This is a genomic window from Nocardiopsis sp. NPDC055824 (genome assembly GCF_053616335.1).
The window spans coordinates 16517-31043 of sequence record NZ_JBSHDN010000009.1; the positions used below are offsets into that span (position 1 = coordinate 16517).

Annotated in this window: 15 protein-coding genes; 6 read left to right on the forward strand and 9 right to left on the reverse strand. The window is 68.5% G+C overall.

Annotation, left to right across the window (positions count from 1 at the left end; all coding sequences use genetic code 11):
• The first annotated feature begins 4 nt into the window (after positions 1 to 4).
• The 3 genes from ACWGL3_RS04170 to ACWGL3_RS04180 all read left to right on the forward strand — a co-directional run bounded on the left by ACWGL3_RS04170 (position 5) and on the right by ACWGL3_RS04180 (position 2385).
• Complete coding sequence (locus ACWGL3_RS04170) at positions 5 to 244, forward strand: hypothetical protein (RefSeq protein WP_452460824.1); 240 nt, start codon at positions 5 to 7, stop codon at positions 242 to 244.
• Positions 244 to 1392 carry a zeta toxin family protein gene (locus tag ACWGL3_RS04175; protein ID WP_452460825.1) on the forward strand — a complete coding sequence of 383 codons (1149 nt, stop codon included), beginning with the start codon at positions 244 to 246 and terminating at the stop codon, positions 1390 to 1392. The genes ACWGL3_RS04170 and ACWGL3_RS04175 overlap by 1 nt, the downstream gene beginning before the upstream one ends.
• A gap of 108 nt (positions 1393 to 1500) precedes the next feature.
• Complete coding sequence (locus ACWGL3_RS04180) at positions 1501 to 2385, forward strand: hypothetical protein (protein WP_452460826.1); 885 nt, start codon at positions 1501 to 1503, stop codon at positions 2383 to 2385.
• Positions 2386 to 2470: 85 nt separating this feature from the next.
• Here the strand turns inward: ACWGL3_RS04180 and ACWGL3_RS04185 are convergent, their stop codons facing one another.
• The 8 genes from ACWGL3_RS04185 to ACWGL3_RS04220 all read right to left on the reverse strand — a co-directional run bounded on the left by ACWGL3_RS04185 (position 2471) and on the right by ACWGL3_RS04220 (position 10979).
• Positions 2471 to 2854 carry a hypothetical protein gene (locus ACWGL3_RS04185; RefSeq protein WP_452460827.1) on the reverse strand — a complete coding sequence of 128 codons (384 nt, stop codon included), beginning with the start codon at positions 2852 to 2854 and terminating at the stop codon, positions 2471 to 2473.
• A 62-nt stretch (positions 2855 to 2916) separates the two neighbouring features.
• Entirely contained in the window at positions 2917 to 3684 is a 768-nt protein-coding gene (locus tag ACWGL3_RS04190) for a hypothetical protein (protein ID WP_452460828.1), read from the reverse strand.
• A gap of 63 nt (positions 3685 to 3747) precedes the next feature.
• Positions 3748 to 7212 (reverse strand): AAA family ATPase, encoded by a 3465-nt coding sequence (locus ACWGL3_RS04195; RefSeq protein WP_452460829.1) that lies wholly within the window; start codon positions 7210 to 7212, stop codon positions 3748 to 3750.
• Between the two features lie 191 nt (positions 7213 to 7403).
• Positions 7404 to 8135, reverse strand: coding sequence for a helix-turn-helix domain-containing protein (locus ACWGL3_RS04200; protein ID WP_452460830.1), 732 nt, complete (start codon positions 8133 to 8135; stop codon positions 7404 to 7406).
• Entirely contained in the window at positions 8132 to 8434 is a 303-nt protein-coding gene (locus ACWGL3_RS04205) for a hypothetical protein (protein WP_452460831.1), read from the reverse strand. Before ACWGL3_RS04205 ends, ACWGL3_RS04200 begins: the two co-directional genes overlap by 4 nt.
• A gap of 642 nt (positions 8435 to 9076) precedes the next feature.
• Entirely contained in the window at positions 9077 to 9406 is a 330-nt protein-coding gene (locus ACWGL3_RS04210) for a hypothetical protein (RefSeq protein WP_452460832.1), read from the reverse strand.
• A gap of 257 nt (positions 9407 to 9663) precedes the next feature.
• A complete protein-coding gene (locus tag ACWGL3_RS04215) occupies positions 9664 to 9966 on the reverse strand; it encodes a hypothetical protein (RefSeq protein ID WP_452460833.1) in 303 nt (100 codons plus the stop codon).
• Positions 9967 to 10325: 359 nt separating this feature from the next.
• Positions 10326 to 10979, reverse strand: a complete 654-nt coding sequence (locus tag ACWGL3_RS04220; RefSeq protein ID WP_452460834.1) for a recombinase family protein — start codon at positions 10977 to 10979, stop codon at positions 10326 to 10328.
• Positions 10980 to 11273: 294 nt separating this feature from the next.
• Here ACWGL3_RS04220 and ACWGL3_RS04225 point away from each other — a divergent pair, with 294 nt between their 5' ends.
• From ACWGL3_RS04225 to ACWGL3_RS04235, 3 genes are all read left to right on the forward strand, one after another.
• Positions 11274 to 12473 (forward strand): DGQHR domain-containing protein, encoded by a 1200-nt coding sequence (locus tag ACWGL3_RS04225; RefSeq protein WP_452460835.1) that lies wholly within the window; start codon positions 11274 to 11276, stop codon positions 12471 to 12473.
• A gap of 162 nt (positions 12474 to 12635) precedes the next feature.
• Positions 12636 to 12953 carry a hypothetical protein gene (locus tag ACWGL3_RS04230; protein WP_452460836.1) on the forward strand — a complete coding sequence of 106 codons (318 nt, stop codon included), beginning with the start codon at positions 12636 to 12638 and terminating at the stop codon, positions 12951 to 12953.
• Positions 12954 to 13115: 162 nt separating this feature from the next.
• Positions 13116 to 14090, forward strand: coding sequence for a hypothetical protein (locus tag ACWGL3_RS04235; protein WP_452460837.1), 975 nt, complete (start codon positions 13116 to 13118; stop codon positions 14088 to 14090).
• A gap of 84 nt (positions 14091 to 14174) precedes the next feature.
• Here the strand turns inward: ACWGL3_RS04235 and ACWGL3_RS04240 are convergent, their stop codons facing one another.
• Positions 14175 to 14462: a hypothetical protein gene (locus tag ACWGL3_RS04240; protein ID WP_452460838.1), complete on the reverse strand. Its 288-nt coding sequence runs from the start codon at positions 14460 to 14462 to the stop codon at positions 14175 to 14177.
• Between the last annotated feature and the right edge of the window lie 65 nt (positions 14463 to 14527).

Here is a 14527-nt window from a genome sequence, read left to right on the forward strand (position 1 = left end):
ACAAATGACCGCCCGACAAGACCTCTCCGTGCTGTACGACGCCATGTCCGACACCGCCACTGCCCTCACCGGCCGCTACCTGGAGCTGGGCGAGAACGCCGCCACCCCTGAAGAGGAGGAAGTCTGGGACGCCAAGGTCATGGCGCTGCGCGAGGAGCGCCGGCGGGTGCCCTCCGATGACCGCGACGCCATCGTGGAGCACACCCGCCGGTGGGCCGCCGAACTCGCCGAGCTGGAGCGCTGATGGCATTCGAGGAATACCAGCTCCCGCCGGAGCAGCTCGACCACATCTTCGAGCGGCCCCGGCGGGGGGTGCGCCGCTTCGTCTTCGGCGGCCACACCCCCACCCCCGAGCGTCCTGTTCTGGTGCTCGTCGGGGGCCAGACCGGAGCAGGCAAGAGTCGGGCCGTGGCGGACATCATGACGCGCCACACGGGGATCGTCCCGATCATCGGCGACGACCTACGAGCTTTTCACCCCAAGTACCGCGACGTGATGCGCACCAACATCCTGGCCATGCCGGATGCGACCGCCCAGGCCTCGGGGGAGTGGCTGCGCAGGTCCTTGGACCATGCTGCGGCCGAGCGCTACAGCGTTCTCCTGGAGGGCACCTTCCGCAACCCCCTGATGGTCGTACAGACCGCACAGCGGTTCCACCAGGAGGGGTACCAGGTGGAGGTCGTCGGGCTGGCCGTACCCGAGCGGACCAGCCTGCTCTCGACCGTCGACCGGTACCTGCAGGCCCCAGAGACCGCGGCCCGCTGGACTCCGGCCGAGGCGCACGACATCTCCTACCGGATGGTCCCGGCCACCCTGCAGGCCATGGAAGACAGCCCCCATGTTCAGCGCCTGGAGGTCACCAACCGGGCCGGAGACGCACTATTCACCAACACCCGCACTGCTTCGGGGGAGTGGGCCGACCCGACCCCGGGGGCCGCGGCCGCCAGCGCCAAACGCGAGCGCGACAAGACGCCCTCCCCGCAGGAGGCCCGCGACTGGCTGGAGGCCTACACCGCCACCACCCGGGAGCTGGCCGCGCGCGGCCACATCACCGCCACCACCTGGCCCACCGTCGAACGCCTGAGCACCCTGGCCCGGACGGCGTCGGACGTCGCCTTCCCCCATGCACCCGAGGCACGCCAGGCCATCAGCGAGCACGCCGTGCGTCTGGGTGCGGTCCCGCACGGCGCTCCCACCGTCCTCCCCGACATCCCCCTGCCCGAGGCCGCCCCCGAGGCGGTCACCGGTTCCCGGCGGCGGAGCCGCGCGGGACTGGCCGCCGCACGGCTGGAGAACCCCCCGGCCCCCACCCGGTCGGACACGCCGCACGCGACGGAAGCTCCGCCACAGCACAACCCCCAGCGCCGCCCCGGCCACGGTCCTCGCCCCTGACCTGCAGGTAAGCCCCGATCGCCAGCGGCTCGCCACCCCAGCGGGCCGCTCTTTTCACCACCAGCCTGTTCCCATGTACATGGGAACTCCATTCCGAGGGAAGGGACCATGAGCGCATCCACCGACATCGCCCCTGCCGAGCAGGACACCGGTTCTCCGCCCGCGCCGGCGCTGACCGGGAGCGGCATCATCACCGTCCTGGAGCGGGCCTGGGCGCGGATCCGCGCCGACCACCCCGAGGTGCCCGAGGTGACGGTCGTGACCGGCTCGGGCTACCTGGCCGCCGAGCCCGGCACCATCACCTGGGGGCACCACTGGGCGGGCCGCTGGCGTCACGACGCCTACGGGCGGCCGAGGGCCGAGTTGTTCGTCGCAGGCGAACTCCTCAACGACGGCGGATCTCGCCTGCTACAAACGATGCTCCACGAAGCCGCCCACGCCCTGGCCAAGGTGCGGGGGATCGTGGACACCTGCGACGAGGGCAACCGGTACCACAACGGCGAGTTCCTAAAACTGGCCCAGGAGCTGGGCCTGCAGCGCCCGAAAAAGCGGGACAAGAAGCGCGGGTTCAGCGCCTGCACCATCACCGAAGCCACGGAGCACCGCTACCGGGACCTGATCGAGGACCTCGACAAGACGGGCCTGCCCTACCTGGCCAAACCCCTGGAGGGATGGGAACTCCCCGACCTGCCGGAGCTACCGGACCTGCCCGAGATCGTGCCCGGCGCGGACCCGGGGGAGACGACCGGCGCGGAGTTGGACCCTCCCGGCCCGGGCGAGGACCCCGAACCCGTGCCGACCCCGGCCCGCTCCGGCGCACGCCTCAGCACCCAGTGCTCCTGCGCCGAGCCGCGCAGGCTCTCGGTCACCCCCGCCCAGCTCGACGCGGGCCCCATCCTGTGCGGGCTATGCCTGCGCCGGTTCACGGTGGTCGAGGAGCCGATCACCACCCCGCGGCCGCGCCGGGTGGGCCGTCCTCGGCCCACGTTCTGACGACGAGACATGAAGGGCGATCGCAAAAGGGTTGGGCTCCGGGGTTGCCTCTCGGGACCCAACCCTTTTCGCGTTCAAGGGCGCTTCACACCCGCGCGGAGGAGGCGTGTGTCCGCTGAAGGTCGATCAGGAGCTGGAAATAATCATGCACGCGGTCGGGGCCGCCCGACACATCAAGGCAGTCTCGCTCGTAGAGATCCTGGGACCAGGAGAAGAAGTACTGCTCTCCTCGCAGGATCATTCCCATCGCCGTCAGCATGGTCTCGCGATTCCGCCGGAGGCACTCGGCGTTCTGCGAGGTCGAGGGGAACCAGCACACCTCGACGGTATGGCCCCCGGCCGTCGGTTTGAGGGCAAAGCCGGGGCGTTGCGGGGTGCGCCCGTACTCAGTTTCGGGAAGGCCCGCGCCGCTGAGTACAGCACGCAGGTCGACGACCAGGGCGTGCTGCAGAAGGTCCGTGGGATGCATGAGGCGACGCTACCCCTGCCGAGGGCCGCCGCGCGGGGTGATGCGGGAAGTTCCCGCGCAGCTCAAACGCGGCTTCGCAGGAGGCACAGGTCCGTTCCGCGCTCGAACATGACCCCAGCGGCCCACACCACGAGGGACAGGGTGCGGACCGATGGGTCGACTTGGACTTCCCCCACCCCCTCCCATGAAGGCGGGGCTGTGGTCTCCAGGTTGACCAGAGCCGTCTCATCGCCGTGGGCCAGGCCGCTGCACCTGCTCCACGCGCTGAATGCCGCCATCTCACCGAAGCCGGGGATCAGCCTGCCTGCCTCCTTCATGATTTTCCTGTAAGAGGGGTAGTCGGCCTCAGAGGAGACACCAACGCGCTGGTCCGCCTGCGACACCTTGGCGAGGCGTCGCTTGTCGTCATCAGGGTCGGGTTGCCCCTCCTCGCTCCGCAACGTCTTGAGATTCGAGTACTCCTTGCGCTTCAAGGCCAGACGCCGGGACACCCTGGTTGTGCGCTCGTCAGGTCCCAGGATCCAGACGGCCCGCGCGGCGTTCTCAAGTGCACCGCGTACCAGCGAGAACTGCCCTTGCAGATACAGGTTGACTACCTGTTGGCCGTTGGACGACCCCCCATGGAGGGAACTCCTCAGCACCTGCCAGTGATCCTGGGCGACCACCAGGGCGTTGTGGGCGCCCCCCGAGACGGAGAAAGGTGCGGCCAGCGCGTCGTCCTGGAAGAGATCGCTGCCCTCTGGGGCGACGTGGGGGAGTGCGGGGAAGTTGGCGAACTCGTTCACCTTCAGCCATACGTCCAGCAGATGGGAGCCTTCGTCTCCGGTCATGGCCGAGACGCTACCCCCGCCTCATACGATGCGTTGGCGACACACCGCAGCCACCCCGAGGAATCAGCCGCCGTGCCGCGGCCGCCGCGCTGGCCGCTCCACCGGAACCGGCGGGGCGGCCTGCGCCGGGTGCTGCCCGGGCACCCCCTGCACGGCGGGATCCAGTGGAGCTCCACTGCGCGGCCGGACCACCGGCCGCCGGGGTACGGCGGCCGAGCGGCGGGCGATGGCCACGTCAGCGGCGAGCGCCTCGGTCTTGACCTGCTGGAGCTGGCGGGCCAGGTCCTGGTGGTGGGCGCGCGCCCGGTCCAGGACCTCCTGGAGGTCGTCCACCCGCTGCTCGGCCGTCCGACGCCCCCACCGCCGCGGTGTCTGTGCGGCGGCCTGGACCAGGTTGGTGTGCGCGGCGTCCACCCGCTCCTGGGCGGCGGCCAGCTCCCGGCGCAGTTCCTCCAGGCGGGGCTGGGCTTCGGCCATGGTGGGACCCTGGCCGGCGTGGGCCTGTTCCAGGGACAGACGCACCACCGGCGCGGGGTCGGCGGTCCTGGGGGAGCGCCCGTCGAGCTGGTCGGTGACCATGCCCTGGTCCTCGTCCACCAGAGTGGCGTGGTAGGCGGTGATCACCCGGTCCAGGCGCTCGGCGTCGGTGCGGGCCTCGCCGAGCTGGCGGCGCACCTCCTCGGACTCCAGGTCGGCCGCGGGCAGGTACAGGGTGCTGCGCTTCTTCACCCGGCTCATCGCCGGGTAGGCGGCGTGGGCGTCGGCGCCCAGGCCCAGGGTGTGGCAGGAGTCCACGGTCAGGCCCTGGGCGGCAGCGATGGTCAGCGCGTAGGCGTGGGTCAGGCCACCGTCGGCGATCTTCTCCGGGCGGATCCACGACGGCGTGGTCTTGGTGCCCTGGCGCCATTCCACGAGCGCGCCGCGACGGGCGTCGACCTCGAGGACGCGGCCGCGGTAGCCGTTGAGGACGTCCTCCTCGCCCTGGCGGTAGTCGTTCTTGCGGACCCTGACCAGGTCGCCGACGGCCAGGTGCACCCGGTCCCTCCGCGACAACCAGAACTCCACGTCGTCGCCCTGGAGGTGGCCATCGTGCCTGGCCACGACCCTGGCCCTCGCGTTGAGGGCGTCCACCTGCTCGTTGGTGGCCGCGAGCATGAGCACGCCGTCCAGGGCGTCGTGGACATCGGCGTAGGCGGCCCGGTCGGTCCACCAGGCGGCGACCATGGCCGCGTAGGTCTCGGCCAGGCGCTCGGTGGCCACCACGCGGCCAGTCTCGGCCCACATGGCCAGGGTGGTGGCGCGCTCGCCCTCGCGCCAGATCCGTAGAGCGGCCCGCTCCACGGGATCCTTCTGGCGGCGGTTCTGGGTGAGGGTGAGGCCGCCCACCAGCTCGTGGACGCGCTTGAACGCCCCGCCGGGACCGATTGCGCGGAACTGGGTGGGGTCGCCCACCATGACGAGCTTGGTGCCGGTGCGCCCGGCCTCGAGGACCAGGTCGGCCAGGGCCAGGTCGTTGAGCATGGCCGCCTCGTCCACGACCAGGACGTCCACGCCCTCCAGGCCGGAGCCGTGGGCGATGCGCTCCTCCTGGGCAGCCACGGTGGAAGCGGCCATCCCGGACTCGGCGCGCAGCTTCGCGGCCGCCACCGCGGCGGTGGCCGCGCCCTGGACATTGAGGCCGGCCGCCGACCAGGCGCGGTGGACGGCGTCCATGACCGTGGTCTTGCCGCTCCCGGCGATGCCGACGACGGCCTCCACACCGTGACCGGCCCCGGCCAGGCGGCGCACCACCGCGTCCTGCTCGGTGTCCAGGCCGTGACCACGGTCGGCCGCGAACGCTTCGATGGCCGCCTCGACCTGGCCAGCGGGCACCGTGGCCACGCCCTCGACCAGGCGGTCGGTGGCCGAGGCCACGATGGTGCGCTCGGCCTTGACGATGGCCGAGGAGGTGAACTTGCGGGTGTGCCGCAGCGGCCCGTCGCCAGCGCGGGGCAGGGCCACCGCGTGGTCGGAGGCCAGCACCTGGTCGGTGAGGGTGCGCAGCGCCTGGGCGTCGGGCAGCCCGGTGGGACAGGCCCGGGCCACCCTGGCCAGGAGCTGCGCCTCCGAAGCGGTTTTCTCCGAGGAGGTGGCACCGGTCTCGGGGTCCCACACCCGCGCGCACACCGCGTCCAGGTCGGGCTCGTCCGGCGGCGGCGTGCCCGCGGGACCCAGCCCGTCCTCGGGCGGCTCGTAGCCGAGCACGTCGCGCACGACCTGGTCGACGTCGAACCCGGCCTGCTCGGCCATCTGCCGCCAGAATTCCCTCTCCTCGGCGCGGGTGGAGTGCACCTTCTCCCCGGCGGTGCGCTTCCCGGCGGCGCGGCGCTGCCCCGGGGTAGCCTCGGCGCCGACCTCGGCCTCGATCTGGGCCGAGCGGCGGCAGTACAGGCGCCGCAGCTCCTCAGGGAAGCGCGCGATCTCCCACTGGCGGGTGTTCTCACGCCACTCCCAGCCGATGCCGTAGGCGGCGCTCGTCTCGTGCCGGTACAGGGCCAGGGCCAGCTCGCTGATGGCCTGGGCGTGCCGGTACAGGTCGCGGCCGCCGTTGGCCACCGCTCTCCATTTGCCGCGCTCGTCGCCCTGGCCGGGGCAGTAGACGAGGTTGGGGATGAGCACGTGGGCGTGCAGGTGCGGGTCGCCGATGTCATCGTTGATGGAGCGGGTGGTGCGGTGCCAGGTGATGGTGGCCGCCCAGCCGGTGGTGTCCACGCGGCGGGCGCGCTGGCCGTCGCCGTGGTGGCCGGCCATGCCGTAGGCGCACCAGTCCTCCATCAGGTTCACCGCCCGGCGGACGCTGCGCATCCACATCTGGTCCTGCTGCAGCGCCGCCTCTTCCGACAGGAGGGCGGCCAGCCCTTCGGGGCTGCGGGGGCGGGTCAGGACGAAGTCGCGAGCGCAGCAGCCGACCGCGACCCGCTCGTCGGCGTGGGCGCGGGCCTTGGCCAGTTCGGCGGCGTCGTAGACGTCCTCCATGACCATCCCGGCTGCGGCCGCGACTTCCTCCAGGTCGGTGACGGGGGCGCGGTGGGTCTGGCCGCGGCGGGCCAGCATCCGCTCCAGGCGCGCGAACCGCTCGGCGGACTTCTTGTCATGGGCGAGCATCTGCTCGACGGTGGCGCCGCCGCGCTCGGCGACCGCGTGGAGGGCCTCGGTGAACTCGCGGGCGGCGAGCTTGGCGGCGGGCGCCACGGCGAGCTTGGGCTTGAGGAGCACCTGGCCGGTGGTCGGGTCGACCCCGGCCATGATCGCGCGGACCTCGTCGACCTCCTCCCGGCTGTCCAGGGTGGTGCCCGCCTGGTGCCCGAACTCCGCCCAGCCGCGGCCGATCCGCTCCACCCCGTACTGGCCGCGGGGGCGGTCCAGCCGGTAGTCCAGAGCGGCGTCGTGGACGTGCTGCTCCCCGCACGCCTCGGCCAGCCGGTAGTTGATCTGCTCGTTGTCGATCCCGCCCCGGGTGTCGTGGTGGATGTCGATGATCGCGGACATCTCACCCTCCTCCCGGGTCGGTTTTTCGGCGGCCGTGCTGCCGTATCTCGTAGAGATACCAAGGCTCACCGGAATAATCTCAGAGGTAGATACCTCCGGACAACCCCAATCCATCGGGACGTATGTTGATGGCCGCGAAGATGTCAGTGGATCGGCCACCAACTTGTCAGTGCTCATCGGCCACGGGGATGTCAGTGCTCGACCTCTGCTTCCTCTCCCACTGACGGTGAGTGTCCGGGGAAGAGGCTGAACCGGATGTCCGGGTCGATGGCGAACCCGCCCTCGGCGGCCTCCGCTGCCAGACCGGCCTCGGCCAGACCCCGGGCGCCGGCGTCCCAGTCCGCGCCGCGCGGCGGGGGGCCGAACCCCAGTAGCGCGGCCAGGACCCCGGCTTCCTCGGCTCCGATCGGGATCACCCGCCCGGCGGCTTTCTCCAGCGCGGCCCGCTGTTGCTCGGTGAGCAGGTCCATCCGGGCCCCCAGGACATAGGTGTGCGCGCCGGTGCGGCGCAACGCCCAAGCCCCGGCCGCGTCCGGGTGCGCTCGGAGGTGGTCGAGCGCGGCCTTGAGCCGGGGGTGCGGCCAGTCGAGTGCCTGGCACAGCGTGTAGGTGTGCATGGGGGTGCCTGCGTGCGCGAGCGCGGCCAGCACCACCCGCGGGTCGGCCGTGACCGCAGGGGCCTGTGGTTCGTGCTCGGCGTCCTGGCGGTGGTGGGCCAGCACCGGCTCCAGGTCGGGCAGCAGGTCGGCGGGGTGCAGGTCCAACCGGCGGGCCAGGTCGATGAGCACCCGCACGGGCAGCTCGGGCAGGCCCCGTAGGGAGTCGTGATCCAACTGGTGGGGGTGCACGCCCAGTAGGTCGGCGACCTCGCGGACGGTCACCCCGCACTGGGCCATGCGCTCGTGGAGCGCCCACCCCTTCATCCCCGGGCTCCGGGGAGGCGGGACAGGGACAGTCCGCGCAGGCGCATCCACCCGCCCAGGCGGGGTGTTCTGCCGTCGCCGTCCTGGCAGCGGGTGGAGTGCGTCCAGGGGCGGTCCACGAACAGGTCGCGGCAGAGCGCGCGGACTCCGGTGAGTAGCCCTGGGACGGTGCTGCGGGCGCGGGGGAAGGTGAGGTGCTCGGGGTGGACGAAGAACGGGTCGGTGTCCAGGGCGCCCTGGTGGTGGCGGTGAGCCAGGTGGGCGGCCATGAACAGGCGGATGTGCGTGGGCAGGCGCACCGTGCCGGTGAGTTCCTCGTACTCGGTGCCGTAGCGGTCGCGCCTGGGCTCGGGAAGCGGGGGGGTGGCGGTGTCGGCGGATGGAGTAGCGGGTGGGGTAGACGGGGATCGTGGGGGGTTGTTGCCACTGGAGCTGTCCGGCGGGGGTCACGTCCTGGCAGGTGATGGTGTCGAAGAACCGCGGGTCCTGGTCCAGGTGCAGGGCCAGGACGGTGGCGGCGACATGGTCGGTCCGGTAGTGCCGGTACAGCCGGTGGGTGCGGGTCAGGTCCAGGTGCCCGCGCAGCGCGGCGGCGGGGTCGGGGCCCAGGCGGGTGGTGTTCCAGCGCAGCAGCCACCCGGTGCGCAGCAGCGCGGTCTGGGCGGCCCGCACCCGGAGCAGGGCCAGGTGGGGGTCGACCAGTGCCCCGATGAGGTCGTCGCGCAGGTAGGCGGTGAGCAGCACCGTGAAGTCGCCGGCACCGCGGGCGCCCTGCTCCCAGTCTAGGGTCCGGGCCAGGGTGGCCTGGTAGATCTCGTCGACGCGGGCGAAGGCGGCGCGCCCGAGCCGGTCCCGGCAGGCGGCGCGGAACGGCCCTGTTCTCCCGAAGCTACGGCGAGCCGCAAAGTAACCGGTGAGTAGCTACGCGGAGGTCTGTCGCCTCACCGAGTGCGGGTGTAGCAGCGTGGGCAGGCCGGGGCCGTCACCGCGGCGGGGGCGTTCCAGGTGAGGCGGCAGTACCAGCGTCGGCACCGGCGCGGCATGGTCGCGGGGGCGTAGTCCTCGGTGGACAGCGGCGCGGTGTGCTCGCACACCGGGCAGGTCCATTCGTGCGGGGTGGCCTCGGTGCCGTGGGTGCGGGTCATCGACAGGTGCAGGCGCATGAGACCCGGCTCGGGCCCGTGCGGGTCGGCAACGTGGTGACAGGCCGAGCAACGTGGGTAGGCGGGTTGGTCGGGGGTGCGGTTGAGCCACACCATGATCAGGGACATCGACGCCTCCAAGGGGGTGGTCCCCGAAGCTACGGCGAGTCGAAAACCTCTGGAGAGGGTTTAAGCGCGGGCGTCTCCTCCGGCGTTCCTCGTACCCGGGTTCCGCACGAAAGCAGCATCTTGGGGAGCACGACGGCACGGCATACAGGAATGCAGTAGGTCCGTGCCCGTGTGATGCCGGGGTTTGATGTGAGGGATTCCTCCCGGGGCTGGATGCCCCGGGAGGTCTCTCGGCACCGCGGTGCCGAGAGCGTTGGTCAGCGGCCCCTCCCGTGGATACGGATGCCGTTGCGGACTACAGGGACTGCGGCCAGGGCCAGTCCGATCGCCACAGCCCAGGGAGCTCCCAGGAATACCAGGGCGACTCCCAACTCTGCGACTACGAAGTCGAGCATCTGATTATTGAGACTCAGCAGCGAGATGCCGAAGACACTTAGTGTGGACACGGCCATGAAGACCGTCCACATCCCGGATCTCACCCGGGTCTCCACCGTCTTCTTGATCCTCTTGATGCCTGACTTACGTGGGCCCTCCTCGGGCCCGTTGTTGCTTTCGTGCATGTGGATACCTTCCTAATAGTCTTGCTTGATGTATGGCCTATGAGCAGCGCGAACACCGTCTCAACCTTCCTGTTGGAACGTGGCCAGAGTTGACTCTTGACCGGCAGTGAGTTACCTTAGAGATAGTTAGTAAATAGCATGAAGGAATCTCACTCAAAAAAGTCACGAGTCCTTCTCAAGAGTAGCATGCCCACCCTGGAATTGTCAAATTCCTGACCTGTCGCCTCGAAACTCCTTATGCCATAGGGGATTCGGGGTTTCTTTCGTGTCTGGGACCTTTTCGGGTCCGTGGTCGAGGCCCGGCAGTAGGGGTTGTCAGCAAGGAGCGTGTCACCAGGTGCCAACTAGCCCCAGGAGGGTCACGGGCGCTCCTGGAGTTCGCTGTGGCGGCCTCCTGACAGCTCCGGCACGTGCTTGTACAGGGTCGACCTCGACACCCCGAGCAGTCGGGCGATCGAGGCCACCGAGTTGTCGGGGCGGCTCAGCAGGTCACGGGCGTGGCGGACCTGCTCGGCGGTCATCGCCGGGGGCCGTCCCAGGCGTTTGCCCGCGGCGCGGGCGGCGTCGAGCCCTTCGTGGGTGCCCTCAACGATGAGTTCGCGGATGAACTCGGCCAGGGCGGCGAAGACGTGGAAGACCAGTCGCCCGCCCGGGGTGGTGGTGTCCAGGGCCTCGTGCAGGGAGCGGAAGCCGATCCCGGCCCTGCGCAGGTCCCCGACCAGGGTGATGAGGTCCTGGAGCGAGCGGGCGAGCCGGTCCAGGGCCGGGACGACGAGGGTGTCGCCGGGGCGCAGGTAGGCCAGGCACGCTTTGAGCTCGGGACGCTGGGCGTTCTTCCCGGACTTCTTGTCCGCGAAGACCTTGACGCACCCCGCGGCTTGGAGAGCGCGGAGCTGGCGGTCGAGCTTCTGGTCGCGGGTGGAGACCCGGGCGTAGCCAACCAGTGCCCCGCCGCCGGCGGGTGCGGGGGCGAGCGGGTCGTCGGGCAGGAGGAGAGCGGGGACGGTGTCCATGCCGACCAGTGTATGAAAAAGGGCCCTGCTCGCGTTGTTGAACAGGATGATTTCTCAACACGTTTTTCCGACACCCCGGAACCCAGTCCGGCACCCCCCGAGGTCATTTCGGCTGCCCGTCCAACAAACGTTCGTTTTTAGGACAGGAGATCCGAACACCCCATCATCCTTTGTCAGATCTAGTAGTAAGATCTGAATATTAGAAGCCACTTGACAGATCCGAGGAGTAGATCGACAATAGAGATCTAGGCGCCCCCACTCGGGTGTCGCCTTAATGGAAGGAGCGAGAAGAAAATGAACAACCAGAATGTGGCGACCGTGCGGATCGCCGGCGCGCTGTGCGTACAGAGGGGTACGCGCATGCTCCAAGCGTTCGCGGACGCCATCACCGTGTCGGATCACCAAGAGGTCGACATCTTCGATCCCGATACCGGAGAGGGCTACCAGCGTGCTCCGGTGACGGCTCGTGTACGCAAGGCCGCCCGGTACTACGACGAGAAGAAGGGGCGGATGCCGAACCCGCTGCTCATCAACGTCCGCAAGAGCGACATGGATGAAGAGCGCGTAGTTGTCGTCGTGGACGATGACCAGACCGGATACGAGAACGCGGTCCTCGAACGTGGAAACTGGATCGGCACTGGGCGAATCGAGTTCACCGAGGACCTGGCGCTGTGGATCTATGACGGACAGCACCGGGCCAGCGGTCTCAACCAGTTGCTCAGCAACGATCAGGCTGATTTCGAGGATTTCCCGGTTCCCATCAGCCTCACCCTGGGCCTGGACCCGGGCGAGGAGATGCGGGAGTTCTACGAGGTCAACACCAATGCCGCCAGCGTCAAGACCGATCTGGCCTGGCAGTTGCTGACCAAGATGGCCGAAGACGACCCGGAGCTACGGGAGATGCTCGCGGCCGAGGACAAGGACTGGATCACCCGGGCCTACGCCGTCGTGGACGAGCTCGAAAAGCTTGAGGGCCCGTGGCAGGGCCGATTCCAGGAGGCCAACCGACGCAAGAGCAGGGGTGACGGGGTGACCATCCCCAAGCCGCAGTTCGCCCGCTCTCTCAAGCCGGTGCTCGACATGCCTTCGTTCAAGCGTGCGGGAGCCGAGACCATCGCTGCCGTTCTCAACGCCTACTGGTCCGGGATCAAACAGGTCATGCCCGAGCCCTTCGATGACGCGCAGGACTTCGTGCTCCAGAAGGGAAACGGTGCTGTCGCGCTACACCGCGTGCTGCCGCAGGTGGTCGAAGTCGTCCGGAGCAACGGTGGGCGGCTTGGCCAGCCCGATGAGTACGCAAAGGTCATGAAGGACCTTCCGACTCTGGAAGGCGAGTCCGTCAACAACGAGGGCCAGCTTTCCACGCGTTCGGGCGCCGACTTCTGGCGGGTCGGGTCGGTGGCGTCGGGGTTCAGCGGCGACGCAGGCAGGAGGCGCTTGAGCCTGCTGGTCCAGAGCCGCCTGCCCTCACCTGCAGAGAACATTCAGCTCTGAACCTCAGAGATGCTCGTCGTCTTCGGTGGGGGTGTCGGGCCCGTTAGTCAGTGAGCGCGCCCGACACCAACCGGAGAACAACCCACCAGCAAAGAGGGGACTTATGTCCTTGCTGTTCGAAATTCAGACAAAAAACCCAAACAGATACAAGGAGATCTATAAATGGAAGAAAAACATCCCGCAGTCACGGAGGGTCACGGAAAGATTTCAAGGAAGCGCATCTTTAAGAAGGCTAAGAGCGTTGTGGCGTCCTGGTTGACGACCAAGGTGTGGCTGTCCTCCATGGCGCTCGCTACTGGACTCGCCTACGCCTCGTCTATCTTCAGCGTCGATAACACGATGATGGACTCTGTCATCCCTCTGACCGTTGTTCCTCTGATGGTCTTGGGAGGCCCCTGGGGAGCCGCGGTGGCCCTCTGTTTTCTGAGTGTTCTCGTCATCCGCGGCGGCGTCCGCTTGCACCGGAGCCGATACAAGTAGCCTCATCAAGTGCCCGCTGAGACCTATCTCTGAGTACGGAGTGAACTCACGATAGGTCTAGAGCGCTGCGACTGGTGGTCCTCACTGTGTCATGGTGAGGACCACCTTCAAGAGGTCATTGAGGGCCCTGCGCACCGGGCCGCGGGCTGGAAGGATGAGAGCGTGTCCGACTTCTACTACTCCGACCGCAACGGCCCCCCGATCGCCCAGGACAGGGAGTCGATCACACCCGAGGCCTGGACCGGTGTCGTCTCCGTGGTGGACAGGGCATTGAACGACGGATCCTTGGCTCACGCCTTCCCCGTCCGCGACTGCCACAACCACCATGGGGCCGGAGACGGCCCCATCACCGGCGTGAATCGCAAGATGCTGTTCAGCGCGGTGCGGGCGCACATCCCCCGACTGTCGCTGACACGGATGACATCTCGCTTCGACCCGAACCACGTGCCTGCCACCTCCGACGCACTCGACCTGATCGAGTTCATCGGCCCCCGTATCCACCGCCCCGACAGGCAAAGCGGGTGCACCTGGAACGGGGAGGACGTCCACTACAACTTCGCCAAGTTCAGGCCACTGGATCCCGACGACTTGATGTTCGATGACCACCCCCGGCGGCCTCCCGGGCAGGAGGACTTCCGCGAGGCCATCGAGATGATCTTCCGACGTCAGGGACTCGCGTTCACCCTGGACGAAGGCATGAAGGTGCGGCGACTTGGGCCGCCCGAAGCCCGCCCCGCGCTCTCGGACTTTCGCCCGCAGACCGGCGACCCGATCCTGGACGGCCTGTTCGTCGAGGCGACGACCCGCTTCCTGTCACCGGACCCTCAGGAGCGAAACCGGGCCTTGGATGTGCTCTGGAAGGCCTTCGAGCGGACCAAGACGCTCCACCACCCCGAGAAAAAGAACGTCTCTGCGGACAAGCTACTCAAAGAGGCCACAGGCGGCTCCGAGAAGCTTTTTCAACTGCTGAAGCAGGAGTTCAAGGCACTGACCGATATCGGCAACCAGTTCCGGATCCGCCACCAAGAGCACGACACGCACGAGCTGCCCAGCAGCGAGTTCGTCGACTACCTGTTCACCCGGATGCTGTCCGTGATGGCGTTCGTCCTGCGTGCTTCGGGGCGTATGGCGTCGTAACGAAGGAACCGGTGACCACCAGCATCCGAACGAGCCCGTCGGTCCGGATCAGAGTCCGCCGCACGCAATCATTGGGTGTGCTGCCTACGGGAGGCTGGTAGAGATCTCCTGGAGAATGCGGCGGATTCGGTCACGAACCTCTTCCTGGCGTGCGCCTTCTGCGATGGCAGCGCGCTGCCCCAAGAACCGGCCGAGATTGAGTAGGCCGGTGATTTCCACCATGCCTGGCTGATGGCCACCTGGCTGTTGTGGTTCCTCCAGCATGGCGACGATGCGGTTCACAGCATCTTCACGGTCGTCTTCCAGCCAAAGCATCAGAAGCTCGATGGCCCGACGGGTCGCGTCCTGCGCTCCAGCGTTTGATTGGTCCATGCACTGACGCTACGCCTGTTTCCCGGGCTCTGTCCTGAACCTCTACACGACATCCACTGTCATCC

Excerpts from the sequence above, each read along its gene's own strand:
- ACWGL3_RS04200 (WP_452460830.1), bottom strand. The coding sequence starts at position 8,135 with ATGAAGGGGTGGGCGCTCCACGAGCGCATGGCCCAGTGCGGGGTGACC.
- ACWGL3_RS04190 (WP_452460828.1), bottom strand. The coding sequence starts at position 3,684 with ATGACCGGAGACGAAGGCTCCCATCTGCTGGACGTATGGCTGAAGGTG.
- ACWGL3_RS04180 (WP_452460826.1), top strand. The coding sequence starts at position 1,501 with ATGAGCGCATCCACCGACATCGCCCCTGCCGAGCAGGACACCGGTTCT.
- ACWGL3_RS04230 (WP_452460836.1), top strand. The coding sequence starts at position 12,636 with ATGGAAGAAAAACATCCCGCAGTCACGGAGGGTCACGGAAAGATTTCA.
- ACWGL3_RS04240 (WP_452460838.1), bottom strand. The coding sequence starts at position 14,462 with ATGGACCAATCAAACGCTGGAGCGCAGGACGCGACCCGTCGGGCCATC.
- ACWGL3_RS04210 (WP_452460832.1), bottom strand. The coding sequence starts at position 9,406 with ATGTCCCTGATCATGGTGTGGCTCAACCGCACCCCCGACCAACCCGCC.
- ACWGL3_RS04185 (WP_452460827.1), bottom strand. The coding sequence starts at position 2,854 with ATGCATCCCACGGACCTTCTGCAGCACGCCCTGGTCGTCGACCTGCGT.
- ACWGL3_RS04215 (WP_452460833.1), bottom strand. The coding sequence starts at position 9,966 with ATGCACGAAAGCAACAACGGGCCCGAGGAGGGCCCACGTAAGTCAGGC.
- ACWGL3_RS04170 (WP_452460824.1), top strand. The coding sequence starts at position 5 with ATGACCGCCCGACAAGACCTCTCCGTGCTGTACGACGCCATGTCCGAC.
- ACWGL3_RS04175 (WP_452460825.1), top strand. The coding sequence starts at position 244 with ATGGCATTCGAGGAATACCAGCTCCCGCCGGAGCAGCTCGACCACATC.
- ACWGL3_RS04225 (WP_452460835.1), top strand. The coding sequence starts at position 11,274 with ATGAACAACCAGAATGTGGCGACCGTGCGGATCGCCGGCGCGCTGTGC.
- ACWGL3_RS04220 (WP_452460834.1), bottom strand. The coding sequence starts at position 10,979 with ATGGACACCGTCCCCGCTCTCCTCCTGCCCGACGACCCGCTCGCCCCC.
- ACWGL3_RS04195 (WP_452460829.1), bottom strand. The coding sequence starts at position 7,212 with ATGTCCGCGATCATCGACATCCACCACGACACCCGGGGCGGGATCGAC.